The organism is Streptococcus oralis subsp. oralis, from assembly GCF_002096435.1.
GTDB classification, from domain to species: Bacteria; Bacillota; Bacilli; order Lactobacillales; family Streptococcaceae; genus Streptococcus; species Streptococcus oralis_AA.
Genome location: NZ_NCUI01000025.1, coordinates 105564 through 119310, shown reverse-complemented (window position 1 = coordinate 119310; position 13747 = coordinate 105564). Strand labels below are relative to the sequence as shown.

Below are 13747 nucleotides of genomic sequence, written 5' to 3'. Positions count from 1 at the left end.
TTAAATGTTACCGTTGTTTAACGGTTTTATGTAGAAATATTACAAAAATGTTTTATATTTACCGTTTTACGGAGGTTTTTGTCACAAAAGACCTTATTTTATACTATCTTTAATCATTTTAAGCTTTTGATAAGGGAAATAAGCGCAGAGGTCCATTCTTTGATATAATAGATATAAGAATCTTTGTAAGGGGAAACAGATGCACTCACTTCGTTTTCAATCTGTCTTTGACATTATCGGGCCTGTCATGATTGGCCCATCAAGTAGCCATACTGCTGGAGCTGTTCGCATCGGGAAAATCGTCTCTTCCATCTTTGATGATACGCCGACAGAAGTCGAATTCCAATTATTTAACTCATTTGCCAAAACCTACCGTGGTCATGGAACTGACCTCGCTCTCGTCGCTGGTATATTAGGTATGGATACAGACGATCCCGACATTCCAAATAGCCTAGAGATTGCCCATAAACGCGGTATCAAGATTGTCTGGACCATTCAGAAAGACAGCAACGCTCCTCATCCTAACACCACTAAAATTACTGTGAAGAATGAACACAAGTCCATCAGTGTGACAGGAATTTCCATCGGTGGGGGAAATATCCAGGTTACGGAGCTTAACGGCTTTGCTGTCTCTCTCAACATGAACACACCAACCATTATTATCGTGCATCAGGATGTTCCGGGTATGATTGCCCATGTTACTGAAGCCCTCTCTCGTTTTGATATCAATATCGCTCAGATGAATGTGACTCGAGAAAAAGCTGGAGAAAAAGCCATCATGATTATCGAAGTCGATAGTCGAAGTTGCGAAGAGGCGATTGAAGAAATCCGAAAAATCCCTCATCTCCACAATGTCAATTTCTTTAAGTAGGAGGAAACATGTTTTATTCTATCAAAGAATTGGTTGAGCAAGCAGATCTAGACTTCCAAGGAAATGTCGCAGAACTCATGATTGCGACAGAATATCAACTAACCGGTCGAGAACGGCCAGAAGTTCTCCTCCTCATGGAACGCAATCTAGAAGTCATGAAAGCCTCTGTCGAGCTCGGTCTCAGTGAAAATAAATCCCGTAGTGGCTTAACGGGTGGAGACGCGGCCAAACTAGACCGCCATCTCAAAAGTGGCAAGGCCTTGTCGGACTTTACCATCCTATCAGCAGCCCGTAATGCCATCGCGGTCAATGAACACAATGCGAAGATGGGCTTGGTCTGTGCCACTCCAACCGCAGGAAGTGCTGGCTGTCTGCCAGCCGTCCTCACTGCTGCTATCCAAAAATTAGACCTTAGCCACGAAGAACAGCTGGATTTCCTCTTTGCTGCTGGTGCCTTTGGACTAGTCATCGCAAACAATGCCTCTATCTCAGGCGCTGAAGGTGGCTGTCAGGCCGAGGTTGGCTCTGCCTCTGCCATGAGTGCCGCAGCCTTGACCTTGGCTGCAGGTGGAACGCCCTATCAAGCTAGCCAAGCCATCGCCTTTGTCATTAAAAATATGCTGGGCCTCATCTGCGACCCCGTCGCTGGTTTGGTTGAAGTTCCCTGTGTTAAGCGCAATGCCATGGGGGCCAGCTTTGCCTTTATCGCAGCAGACATGGCCTTGGCAGGTATCGAGTCTAAGATCCCTGTTGACGAAGTCATCGATGCCATGTACCAAGTCGGATCTAGTCTTCCAACTGCCTTTCGTGAAACAGCTGAGGGTGGACTCGCCGCTACACCTACTGGTCGCCGCCTACAAAAAGAAATCTTCGGAGAATAAGCTTATCTATATCTATTAGGAGAAACTATGCCCTCTATCTCAGCAATCTTTTTTGATCTAGACGGAACCCTGGTTGATAGTTCCATCGGGATCCACAATGCCTTTACCCATACCTTTAAAGAGCTAGGAGTTCCAAGCCCTGATGCCAAAACCATTCGTGGTTTTATGGGACCGCCCCTTGAAAGTAGTTTTGCAACATGTCTTCCCAAGGAACAAATCTCAGAAGCTGTTCAAATCTATCGTTCTTACTACAAGGAAAAAGGAATCCACGAAGCCCAACTCTTCCCCCGAATAACGGAATTGCTTCAAGAGTTTTCGCAAAACTACCCTCTCTACATCACTACAACAAAGAATACTCCTACTGCTCATGATATGACTAAAAATCTGGGAATCCATCATTTCTTTGATGGCATTTACGGTTCTAGTCCTGAAACGCCACACAAGGCGGATGTCATCCGTTACGCCTTGCATATGCATCAACTGCCTGCAGACCAAGTCCTCATCATTGGGGATACCAAGTTTGATATGATTGGAGCTCAAGAAACTGGTATTAAAAAGTTCGCTGTTACTTGGGGATTTGGAGAAGAGGCTGATTTACTCAGCTATCAGCCTGACTGGATCGCCCGTACCATTTATGATATCATTAAGCAACTATAAATAATACAATATACAAAAATACTCCTAACACTAGTGAACTAGGTTGAGGAGTAATTTTTTATATGTTGTTACTATCAGAAGGAATCAACTCCATGATTAAGCAGTAATTTGATCCTGTTCTTCAGTATCTGTATCTTCATCCTTCTTACTTGGCCAAGCAAGCATCACAATAAGAGCAATCGCTCCAACGATAGGAACCAAACCAATGAAGATAAAGGCCCAGTGGAAACCAGCATCCCGTAAGCGACGAACAGTCACGGCGATAGAAGGCAACATGAGAATAGCCGCTAAAAAGAAGTAAAAACCGCTCATAGCTTGTAAACTACGGAGTGCCTCCAAGTTATACGGACGAGTTGACACTACAGCATGATATTTCGTATAAGCAGGAAGACAGATTAATAAGTTCGTAAAATAAATCCACCAGTACTCCGAACGAGTCGAACGACCAGTAAAGTTAACATAACCCTTCCAAAAGTTCTTATAAGCATTAAACATACAATAATCTCCTTTATTTTTATTTGTATAGTTTACCATATTTTATCATAATTTACAAGGTCTATCGGGATATCAAGCTAATGGAGTATGCAAAGATTTCTCTCGAGCTCAGCAATTACTCTCCTATAATTTTTATTGAACCAGAAAGCCATTAGAAAACGCTTTATCACACTGTCGCATATCTATACATCTATCAACTGCTGCGAATTTCTTTTAATGAGGGAAATTTTCATGTGGTAGGTAGATCCATCTCTAGTTTGCTATTCTAAAAACCAGCTTTCCGATTCTCTCAGAAAACTGGCGATAGCTGTTTCATTATGAAGGTAGATGGACACTCTTACTCAGCATGGGTTGTTTCATTTGCAAAGGAAATGATGGCTTCTTTGAGCTCATCTCCGCTGAGTGAACGGAACTCTTCAATCTTTTGATCAATCGCTTCTAGTGGCATGACATTTACCTTACCAACGAAAATCTTGTCCATGACTTGGTTATCAACCAATTCGGTCGAAACCAAGAGTTCTTCATAGAGTTTTTCACCTGGTCGGATACCGACTTCAACGATTGGAATTTCACTTTCTGTGTGTCCACTTAGAAGGACCATTTTCTTAGCCAAGTCATAGATCTTGACTGGTTTGCCCATATCGAGGATAAAGACTTCTCCGTCCTTGGCATAAGCACCAGCATGGATTACTAGACGGCTAGCCTCTGGAATGGTCATGAAGTAACGTGTCATACGGAAGTCTGTCACTGTTACAGGGCCACCTTCAGCAATCTGACGTTCAAAGACAGGAATCACACTACCACGACTACCGAGAACATTCCCAAAACGAACTGCACAGTAGGTTGATTTACTACGTTGGTTAAAGCCAGTGACAATCAATTCTGCCACGCGCTTAGTTGCACCCATAACATTGGGTGGATTGACCGCCTTGTCAGTCGAAATCATAACCATCTTAGGTACTTTGGCCTCATCAACAGCCTTGGCAACATTGTAGGTACCGAGGATATTGTTCTTGAAGGCTTCTTTTGGATTGCGCTCCATCATCGGAACGTGTTTGTGGGCTGCAGCATGATAGACGATGGCTGGTTTATACTGCTCAAACACCTGCAAGAGACGGTCATAGTCCTGAATATCTGCAATAACAGGAACATAATCAATCCCTTGGAATGTACGGATTAATTCATGATAAACGAGATAGATTGAGTTTTCACCATGTCCAAGCAAAATGATACGCTCGGGATTGAAGCGGCTAACCTGACGACAAATCTCCGAACCAATCGAACCACCGGCTCCTGTCACCAGGATAGTCTTGCCTGTAATCTCAGTACCTAGACGCGATTCGTCAAGACGAATTTCCTGACGGCCCAAAAGGTCTGTGATATCAATTTTCTGGAAGCCACTGCCTGATTGATGGAGTCCTTGAACGACTGTCTCAACCTTAGGCATCTTGTAACATTTGACGCCTAGCTTATTACACATCTGCAAGATGCGTTCGTACTCTGATGGGTCAAGCGAAGGAATCGCTACGATGACACGCTCGATTTGGTGACGTTTAGCTAATTCAGGCAGATTATCATAAGAGCCCAAAACTGGGATTCCACCTAGTTTTTGTCCCTTTTTCTTTTCATCGTTATCCAAAATCCCCACTAGCTCAAGGTCGCTAGTTGGGTGTTGGTAGCTGTTCATAAAGAGGGCACCACCATCACCAGCACCAATCAAGAAGGTCCGACGGTGTTCTCCATCTCCACTACCTTTTTTACGTTTAGAATAAATCAACTGCCAAGTGATACGAGGAAGCAAGATAAGGAAGGTACTCAACAAAATGAAGAGTACGATGAAACGGATAGAAAACAATGGAAGGAAGGCATAGCAGATTCCATAAGAAAGAACACTGCTGAGCATCACTCCGAAAAAGATTTTCATGAAATCCGTAATCTTGCTATAACGACTGATACTAGCATTTAGCCCCCAAAACGCAATCATGATTTGATAGAGGAGGAAGGCTAAAAGAGTGTAGATCACGTAATCCACAGGCGCAGGATTTATAAGGCCATAAAACAAGATATAAGATACGATGATGGAAACCACCATACTCAGAATATCGAATATCCCCCAAAACACTTGTTTTTGCTGTTTATTTAAAATTTCAACCAGATCAATCACATAATCTGTTAGTTTTTTATTCATAGGAATTTACTCCCCCTTAAAAGAGTCAGATGATACTGTTGTTATGATAACCTGAATCATTCAGTCTATCGGGGCTTACTTTCTCTTTCTTAAAAGTTTGACGAAGATAAACTGACGTACAAAGCCTGGACAAAGTGCAACAATGGCCTGAATGGCTACACTTTTAGCATATTCCATGTAAGAAATTTGCCCTCGCTCAAGCATCCTTTGGCGAGCTTGACGATAGAGTTTAAAGTAACGCAAGCCACCTCGACGCTCAAACATCCCTGCACCGACACGAACCTTACACAAGATTTGATCTAGGTTCCCAGTCTTGGCACCTGCAGCAATCATATTGAGCCAAAGGAGGTCATCCTCCATGTAAAGGCCGTCTTCATAGTTGCCCGCCTTGAGGACCATGTCCTTTTTGAACATGACTGTCATATGGTTAAAGGCGCTTCTCATTCTCTGATAAGCCACAATGTCTGCGTGCTGAGTTGGAACACGACGATAAGACACAATCTCATCTGGATTGTCAATGAACTCTGCGATATGCCCGCCTAAGAGATCGAGATCTTCTTTCTCCATTAGCTGAAGCTGTTTCTCAAAACGATCCGGAACAGCTAAATCATCCGTATCCATGCGGGCAATAATGTCATACTGGCACTGTAAAACACCGTATCGAAGAGCCAAGCCTAAACCTTGATTTTGTTCTAAGGGGCAACGTTTCACTGGAATTTCTGACTGAGCTTCCACTTCATCTAGCACCTGATAGAGTTCGGGCGTGAGCGGCCCGTCCTCAACAAGAACAAGTTCGCTCGGTTTCAAGGTCTGGTTTTGAACACTTTTGATAGCATCTCTTAAAAACGTCGGATTTTCCTTTACATAGACCGACATCAAGACGCTGATTTTTTGCTTTTCAGGCACAGTTTTTCTCCAATGTATAGATTTCCTTCCACTATTTTATCACAAAATTTCCTAGTTTCCTATTTTTATATCAAATCAAGGAAAATTCTAGTAAAGAAATCTGTCACTTTTCACTATATTTTCACTTCCATTGATTGAACTGTCTTGGCTGCCATTACTTGACATTATAAGGAAAAAACCTTAAAATAAGCTGTTATTAAAATCATCCTATCGAGGTTTTTATGAAAAAACAATCACTCTTTTTTGTTCTAGGAATTGTCTTAATCGGGATCGTTTTACGCTCTCCTTTTACTGCTCTTCCAACCATTTTAGGAGATATTGCTCAGGGACTAGGAGTGGAGGTTAGCTCTCTTGGGATTTTAACCAGTCTCCCTCTCTTGATGTTTGCTCTTTTCTCTGCTTTTGCAAGCCGCTTGGCACAAAAAATCGGGTTGGAACATCTCTTTACTTACTGTCTCCTCCTCTTAACTATTGGCTCTGTCATTCGGATTTTCAATCTTCCCCTTCTCTATCTAGGGACTCTGATCATCGGAGCAAGCATTGCGATCTTCAATGTACTCCTCCCTAGTATGATCCAGGCAAATCAGCCTCAAAAGATTAGTTTCCTAACAACTCTCTATGTCACTGCCATGGGAGTTTCAACGGCCATCGCTTCATATCTTTCGGTCCCTATCACCCAAGCTAGTTCTTGGAAGGGCCTCATCCTCGTTCTAAGCTTTCTCTGTCTGGTCACTCTGCTAGTCTGGTTGCCAAATCATCGCCACAACCACCACCTAGAAAGCCAAAAAGAAAAGCAAGTCAAAGAGAATATTCTAAAAAGTAAAGATGTCTGGGCTATCATTATCTTTGGCGGGCTTCAGTCCTTGCTCTTTTATACAAGCATGACCTGGTTGCCAACTATGGCTGTTAGTGCTGGTATTTCTAATAGCGATGCGGCTCTCCTCGCTTCTATCTTCTCACTGATCAGCATTCCTTTTTCAATGACTGTTCCAAGTCTGACGACTCGTCTGTCAGATGGTCACCGTCAAACCATGCTGGCAATTATCTCTATCGCTGGTATGATGGGAATTGCCATGCTCTTGTATCCAGCCAATAATTTCCTCTACTGGTTAGTCGTCCATCTCTTGATTGGAACGGCCTGCAGTGCCCTCTTCCCCTACCTCATGGTTTGCTTTTCTCTTAAAACCAGTTCTCCTGAAAAGACCGCTCAGCTATCAGGACTAGCACAAACAGGGGGCTACATCTTAGCTGCTTTTGGACCTGCCTTGTTTGGTTATAGTTTTGAACTTTTCCAATCTTGGATCCCAGCTGTCCTTGCCCTTCTAGTCATCGATATCATCATGACTATCTCACTTTTTATGGTGGATCGGGCTGATAAAATCCTCTAAACTTCTAGTTTTTACTAGGAGTTTTTTATATGTAAAATTTTTATACATATTTCTTGACAGGGCTTTCAACTTGAGATACAATATATTTGAAAAGAGTATATATAAAATTTTTATATAATTTAAAGGAGGTTTCCCATGTACTTCCCAACATCCTCTGCCTTGATCGAGTTTCTCATCTTAGCTGTACTGGAGCAGGGGGATTCTTATGGTTATGAGATTAGTCAAACCATTAAGCTCATCGCCAATATCAAAGAATCTACGCTCTATCCCATTCTCAAAAAATTGGAAGCCAGTGGCTTTCTAACCACCTACTCTAGAGAGTTTCAGGGGCGTATGCGCAAATACTACTCCTTGACTAATCGGGGCGTAGAGCAGCTCGTTACTCTAAAAGAAGAGTGGACGCTCTATACCGACACCGTCAACGGCATCATAGAAGGGAGTATCCGCCATGACAAGAACTGACTATCTGACTCAGTTAGAAACCTATCTCCATAAACTACCTGAAGCTGACCGCATCGAAGCTATGGACTACTTTAAGGAACTATTTGACGATGCAGGTCCAGAGGGCGAAGAAGAACTCATTGCCAGTCTAGGAACCCCAAAAGAAGCGGCTCATGATGTCCTCTCTAACCTCCTCGACAAAAAAGTCAATGAAGCCCCTGCTCAAAAGAATGACCGTCAACTGTTACACTTTGCCCTCTTAGCCTTGCTAGCAGCCCCTATCGGAATCCCTGTTGGAATTGCAATTATCTTAACCATTATCGGGCTTTTTATTGCAGCCGCATCCGTCATTCTAGCCTTCTTTACTGTCTCTGTGACAGGTATCCTACTGGGCGGACTCTTTATCGTAGAGAGTTTTAGCGTCCTAGTCGAAGCCAAATCCGCCTTTATCTTGATTTTTGGGGCTGGTTTGCTTGCTATCGGTGCTTCTTCTCTTGTTCTATTAGGCATCTCCTATGTAGCTCGTTTCTTTGGGCTCCTGATCGTCCGCTTGGTGCAATGGATTCTTAAAAAAGGAAAGAGAGGTGACAGACATGCGTAAATTGACGAAAGGATTTCTCATTTTTGGTGTGGTTTCTACAATCCTTGGTTTTATCATGATTATTGTAGGCGCCCAGTCCAATGGTATTCAAAGTTTGCTTGCCATGTCAAAAGACCCCGTCTATGACAATCGTATCGAAGAAGTGACCTTTGGAAGTGAAGTGGAAAAACTTGATTTGACCCTTGAGGAACATAGCCTAACCATCACAGAGTCTGTAGATGACAAGATCCACATCACCTATCATCCTTCTGTGTCTGGTCGTCACGATCTGACTACTGGCATGAGTGACAAAACACTGAGCGTCACTGACAAACAAGCCTCCCAACATCGCTTTCTAGGTTCAGGAATCGAAGGCCTACTTCGTATTGCCAGCAACTATTCTCACCGTTTTGACGAAGTCATTCTCTCCCTCCCTAAAGGAAGAAGACTACAAGCTATCACCGTCTCAGCCAATCGTGGACAAACTAATATTCGTCAAGCCAACCTTGAAAATGCAACCATCAAAACAAAAGGCCATCTCTTAAAACTAACAGAAAGTTCTATCAAGAACAGTTCACTGACGACACCTCATATCATCAATATCTTTGATACCGAATTGACAGATAGTCAGGTCAAGACGGAGGGAGCACATATCTATGCTGAAAATATCCAGGTTCGCGGCAAGGTTGAGCTAGAGGCCTATTCCACTCTACAACTCATTCTCTCCCAGAAAGAGACCGACCGTATCAATCTAGATATTTCTTCTCAGCATGGCGGTATCTATCGGAAACCCAAAGAAGAACATCGTGGACAAAAAGAGAATGAACTTGCCAACCCTTATAAAACGGAAAGAGCAGATATCAAGGACCTGCTCATTGCAAAAGCCAACCAGGATATCTACCTACCTAAAGAAGAGTACTCTTCTCCATCTAGAAACCATTGACAAAAACGCTTTCATCTGCTAGTCTAAAGATAGAAAACGACCATTAAAAAGGAGGTTCCACCATGACACAAGAATGGTTTGAAAGCGCCGATCTTGAGAAGAAATCAGCTCAGACGAAATCGGAAATCCACCCCGACCAACCAGAGACTTCGGAAACTGTGGATACTGAACCACAAGCAAGCCAAGAAACTCCTATCTCACCTAAAGAGTCGGAAACGCATGAGGAGGAAGCTCCCGAAACGATAGAAGAAGCCCAAACCGAGGAAGAGGGAGAAGGGAAAGCTGAAGAGGAACACAAGCAAGAAAACCCTGCAAAAGAGAAAAGTATCCTCAGCAAGACTTTAGAAAGCCCCTATATCCCAGATATTGACCCTCGTAAAACAGCCAGATTCAAAGAAGAAATCGCACTATTTTGGACTTGGCTACTGGATGCTATCCAAGAACCAACTACCAGCAAAACTACGGACCAAAGGCACCGTTATAGTGTCTTTGCCCTACTCACCTTGCTGTCTTCGATTAACCTTTTCTTTAGTATCTATCATATCAAGCACCTCTACTATGGCTATATGATTTCTATTGCTAATGGTTCTCCTAACCAGCTCCCACCTTTGGATCTCTTTGCCGGGCTTTCGATTCTGGTCGCTAGCGCTCTATTTTACTTTTCTATCATTCTGGGAGGCTTTACTGTCCGACGGGTACTGGACCAGGAGAGCGACTTCACATTCCAAGAAGCCTTTGATCGGTATAGCAGACTCTTTGCTATCCCACTTGTCCTAACGGCTCTAGCAAGTTTCTTTGCACTCTTTGGCGGCTTACGATTTGCTGGCATCCTCACTCTTCTAAGCATGGCCATCTTTGCCCTCGGCAATCTCTTTGTGATTAGCAAGCCAAGTAAGACCAGTAGCCTCGACCCATTTTATCGTTTCCTGCTAGCTGTCTTACTTGATGGCGCCATTCTCTTACCCTTCTTCATTGCAGAGCTTGCGCTGACAGTGGACTACCTTCGCATCCTGACCTTCTTTTAACCAAAATCCCTGCCATTGACCAATGACAGGGATTTTTAGACTTACTCTTTTTTAAACAAGGCCTACTCGATGCTTGCCAATTCCTCAAAATCTTTTCCCAAAATGGCTTGTACTTCTAGTTGATTGGCATCTAGTTGGTGGTAAAATGCTGTTGGTAGTGACTCTAGGAATTTTGCGTAATCCAAGCGAGCGATGGATTCGTAGTCTTCGGCTTTTGAACCATCACCAGAAATCGCCACTAGGTCAATCTCCCAAACAAGTTCCTTGCCTGCTAGCTGCTCGGTATAAGGAGCTGGTACAAAGGGTTCCTTTGGCAAAATCGTCTTGACTCCCTGGGCTAGGTGATAGATACCGTACACCTTGCCTTGAGCATCTGGGTAAAATTTCACACTGGCAAGGTAGGCATTAGAGCCTTGAACCTTCTTGACTAGCTCTTCAAAACGTGCCAATCCATCCTCAGCCAAAAAGCTCTCGAGGTATTCCTTATTGAGATAGATAGGGGTCAAGAGCCCTTGGCAATAGACTAGACGAGCCGCTTTGTCAGATAGATAATGCTTGACCGTTTCTCGGAAATAATCTTCAAAGTCAAACCCTTCTAGCCCTACTACTGCCTCACCCAACTTGTTTGATAGGGCTTGGAGGAGAGCTTCTACAATCTCCCAGTCCGCTCTGGTAAGGAAGTCTGGAATCACCACTTGATAGCCTTTTCGGCTATCCGCATAGTTCACCTTGAAGAGAAATTGCGACTGACCTACAATCCCACACTCGATATACTCGAGACGATTGAGGGGCTGACGGAGATAGACCGCATCATAACTGTGTGACTCCAAGCCCTCCACCAAGGCCAAGATAGACTTGGCAGTCAAGATCTCCTGTTGTCCTAGAATGCTTTCTTTATTTGGGATAAAAAATGTTTTCGCCATAACTGGCCTCCTTTGAAATCGTTTACATACAGTATAACCTATTTTCCTGAAAGATACAGAAACAAACTTTAGTTTTTTAGATAAAAAGCATAGAAAAACAGCCCCTGAAAATTGCTTGACATTCAGCAGACTAAAAGTAATCGGTATTCACACACCCTAGAAATGCAATAAAGACGACCAAAGGAATCGTCTTTATTTTCTGTAAGTAAATTCTATATAGCTTATACTGTCCTTATCTATATTGCTATCTGACTTTAATTTTGTAGCTAACTGCCATGCTTGTTCAAAATATTTTCTATATACCCCCACCAATTCCTTTCAAAGAATATGGATAAGACGCATAAGATGATGAGACAAAAATAACCTCTTCCTTATCAATTATTACAAATTGAACCTTTGAAAATTTTATTTTTTCTTCCTTATTATCAAAGTATCCACACGAATAATTGGAGTCGTAACTTAGATGTTCAAGCATTTCGTCTATATTACGCTTATAACTAAAGGTAAGTATTTCTTTATAATCTCATATATCTTTTTATGATTGTAGATCTTTTTAATTTGCTTATCAATTTAATTGCCTATATGTTCCTTCTTAGCATCATTTCTTCGTAAAGGATTTATTTTTATAAAATCTTGCTAATTAAAGTCACAAAATCAATACATATTCTGAGAATATATCTGAATTTCATAAAAAAGCAATGAATAAACTTCTAAGAAAGCAAAAACTCATTCTGAGCTCTTCTTACTTTTTATCCTGCTGTGCCAGCTCCTGATTGTAGGACAAAGCTAGATTAATCCAGTAAGACAGTTCTTTTTGTGCTTCACCATCTAAATCAATATAGCCATGATAAAGCCTACCCTTCATTAAAGTCACACTGGCACCATTTTTAGGCAGAGTCTGCTTTTCCAGTTCCTTACCGATGCGGACCATGACAAGCTCTTGACCCTTTTCTGAACTCACTGTCACGGTCATCTTACCTCGAATCATAAAAGCCAAACCACCAAACATCTTCTTCTCTTCTACCTCTTCTTCAAAAACATGAGGAGGAAGTTCAGTAGCTAAAATGGCACGGACTTGCTGGGCTAAGGATTCACTATATGCCATCCTTCTACCTCATTTCATCACATCCCAGCCGATACCAAAACGGTCAATCAAGCGACCATAAAACTCTGCGAAAGCTTGTTCCTCTAAAGGATAGAGAATTTGCCCACCTTCAGCAAGCTTAGCAAAGAGCTCATCGGCTTCTTCTCTACTGTCCAGGCTCAGAACTAACCATTGATTGGGCTGATGATTGCTAGGAATAGATAGGTCGTTAAAAATGCCTACATCCTCACCATTCAGGGTCAAGTTTTCCGTATCTAAGGCAATCCAAGCAATCTTATCTCGTTTTTCTGCAGGAAGATCAGCTGGATCCATCATCTCACTGGCTCGGACAAGTCCCTTAATCTCTGTCTGAAAAAGGTCAGCATAAAAACGAAAAGCTTCTTCGGCCTGACCATTAAAACTTAAAAACACGTCTAATTTCATTATTGTTCCTCCAATTTTTTATATCTGAGAATAAATCTCTAGCATCAGTTTATCAATTAGGATAAAAATTTTCTTATTCTCAATTGCGCTTGTTTGGCTAGGGAACGCATGATTAAAACTGGAAGATTAACTGTAATAGGTGGATCACTGGGCAAGGGCCTGCGCATGCTGATTTCCTCTTGATAGATGCTATCGCCTGCAAAAGTGAGAGGCTCATCGCTGCCCCAGCGAAAGTTATGCTTCAAGACATAGTTTTTAGTTAGGCGTAAATCCTCCAGCAATTCACAGGCCAAAAGATAGTAGCGACCATCGGGTACATTTTCAAAAGTAAACCGGCTCTCCTGACTCAGTGCTACTCCGATAACCGGCTCTTCTTTGGGTATTCGGGTTTTAAACAACCCGACACAGCTAAGGCGTGGTTCATACCCCTCAGGATAAGATAGCGTCACAGTCAACCGATTGCCACTTTTACAGTCGGGATCCTGATGCAACAAAGCTCCCTTCTCATCCAGCTGTTTTACCATAAAATCATAAGCCTTGGTTGATTCTTGGTAGTATTTTTTAGGCGAAAGTCCAGTATGCCGCTTAAAAGTATTGGAAAAACTGCCTAGACTATCATAACCAGCTTCCATAGAGGTCTCGGTCACATTTTGTCGGCCTTCTACAATCTCCTGAATTCCTTTTTCCATCTTAAGAGCTTCCACATATTGCTTGATAGAAAAGCCCATCTTTTTCTTGAAAGTTCTGGATAGATGGGAAGGACTATAATGGAAATGCTGAGCCAAATCGGTCAGACTCAGCTCTTCATCTGCATGCTGACGCAGATAGGCTGCCACTTCTTCCATGATAGCTTTAGACATAGACCTGCTCCTTTCCCATTTATTTAAGCTCATTATATCACATCATAAAGAAAGGACAAAA

General features: G+C 42.5%; 15 protein-coding genes. 8 read left to right on the top strand and 7 right to left on the bottom strand.

What is annotated here, in order from left to right:
* Positions 1-199 precede the first annotated feature (199 nt).
* Genes sdaAB through B7723_RS06835 form a run of 3 tightly spaced genes read left to right on the top strand, consistent with a single transcriptional unit; the run spans position 200 to position 2409 of the window.
* Entirely contained in the window at positions 200-871 is a 672-nt protein-coding gene (gene sdaAB / locus B7723_RS06845) for an L-serine ammonia-lyase, iron-sulfur-dependent subunit beta (protein ID WP_000555868.1), read from the top strand.
* An 8-nt stretch (positions 872-879) separates the two neighbouring features.
* Positions 880-1752, top strand: a complete 873-nt coding sequence (sdaAA, locus tag B7723_RS06840; RefSeq protein WP_000500031.1) for an L-serine ammonia-lyase, iron-sulfur-dependent, subunit alpha — start codon at positions 880-882, stop codon at positions 1750-1752.
* Between the two features lie 27 nt (positions 1753-1779).
* The gene (locus tag B7723_RS06835) at positions 1780-2409 is read left to right on the top strand and encodes an HAD-IA family hydrolase (RefSeq protein ID WP_084850044.1); all 630 of its coding nucleotides are present in this window, start codon (positions 1780-1782) and stop codon (positions 2407-2409) included.
* A gap of 96 nt (positions 2410-2505) precedes the next feature.
* Here the strand turns inward: B7723_RS06835 and B7723_RS06830 are convergent, their stop codons facing one another.
* The 3 genes from B7723_RS06830 to B7723_RS06820 all read right to left on the bottom strand — a co-directional run bounded on the left by B7723_RS06830 (position 2506) and on the right by B7723_RS06820 (position 5998).
* Positions 2506-2904, bottom strand: coding sequence for a DUF805 domain-containing protein (locus B7723_RS06830; protein ID WP_084850045.1), 399 nt, complete (start codon positions 2902-2904; stop codon positions 2506-2508).
* A gap of 337 nt (positions 2905-3241) precedes the next feature.
* Entirely contained in the window at positions 3242-5092 is a 1851-nt protein-coding gene (locus tag B7723_RS06825) for a nucleoside-diphosphate sugar epimerase/dehydratase (RefSeq protein ID WP_084850046.1), read from the bottom strand.
* A gap of 75 nt (positions 5093-5167) precedes the next feature.
* Positions 5168-5998 carry a glycosyltransferase gene (locus B7723_RS06820; RefSeq protein ID WP_084850047.1) on the bottom strand — a complete coding sequence of 277 codons (831 nt, stop codon included), beginning with the start codon at positions 5996-5998 and terminating at the stop codon, positions 5168-5170.
* 221 nt (positions 5999-6219) lie between these two features.
* On the opposite strand from B7723_RS06820, the gene B7723_RS06815 reads away from it, so the two are divergent.
* The 5 genes from B7723_RS06815 (at position 6220) to B7723_RS06795 (ending at position 10375) form a co-directional block, all read left to right on the top strand.
* The gene (locus B7723_RS06815; RefSeq protein WP_084850048.1) at positions 6220-7386 is read left to right on the top strand and encodes a CynX/NimT family MFS transporter; all 1167 of its coding nucleotides are present in this window, start codon (positions 6220-6222) and stop codon (positions 7384-7386) included.
* A gap of 135 nt (positions 7387-7521) precedes the next feature.
* Positions 7522-7848 (top strand): PadR family transcriptional regulator, encoded by a 327-nt coding sequence (locus B7723_RS06810; RefSeq protein WP_000273860.1) that lies wholly within the window; start codon positions 7522-7524, stop codon positions 7846-7848.
* Complete coding sequence (locus B7723_RS06805; RefSeq protein WP_084850049.1) at positions 7835-8428, top strand: DUF1700 domain-containing protein; 594 nt, start codon at positions 7835-7837, stop codon at positions 8426-8428. Before B7723_RS06810 ends, B7723_RS06805 begins: the two co-directional genes overlap by 14 nt.
* Positions 8421-9350 (top strand): DUF4097 family beta strand repeat-containing protein, encoded by a 930-nt coding sequence (locus B7723_RS06800; protein WP_084850050.1) that lies wholly within the window; start codon positions 8421-8423, stop codon positions 9348-9350. The genes B7723_RS06805 and B7723_RS06800 overlap by 8 nt, the downstream gene beginning before the upstream one ends.
* 62 nt (positions 9351-9412) lie before the next feature.
* Positions 9413-10375 carry a DUF6574 domain-containing protein gene (locus B7723_RS06795; RefSeq protein WP_084850051.1) on the top strand — a complete coding sequence of 321 codons (963 nt, stop codon included), beginning with the start codon at positions 9413-9415 and terminating at the stop codon, positions 10373-10375.
* Between the two features lie 62 nt (positions 10376-10437).
* Here the strand turns inward: B7723_RS06795 and B7723_RS06790 are convergent, their stop codons facing one another.
* From B7723_RS06790 to B7723_RS06775, 4 genes are all read right to left on the bottom strand, one after another.
* Positions 10438-11298: a DUF4299 family protein gene (locus tag B7723_RS06790; protein ID WP_084850052.1), complete on the bottom strand. Its 861-nt coding sequence runs from the start codon at positions 11296-11298 to the stop codon at positions 10438-10440.
* Between the two features lie 742 nt (positions 11299-12040).
* Complete coding sequence (locus B7723_RS06785; RefSeq protein WP_084850053.1) at positions 12041-12403, bottom strand: TfoX/Sxy family protein; 363 nt, start codon at positions 12401-12403, stop codon at positions 12041-12043.
* A gap of 9 nt (positions 12404-12412) precedes the next feature.
* Positions 12413-12826 carry a VOC family protein gene (locus B7723_RS06780; protein WP_084850054.1) on the bottom strand — a complete coding sequence of 138 codons (414 nt, stop codon included), beginning with the start codon at positions 12824-12826 and terminating at the stop codon, positions 12413-12415.
* Positions 12827-12882: 56 nt separating this feature from the next.
* Positions 12883-13686: a helix-turn-helix transcriptional regulator gene (locus B7723_RS06775; RefSeq protein ID WP_084850055.1), complete on the bottom strand. Its 804-nt coding sequence runs from the start codon at positions 13684-13686 to the stop codon at positions 12883-12885.
* Between the last annotated feature and the right edge of the window lie 61 nt (positions 13687-13747).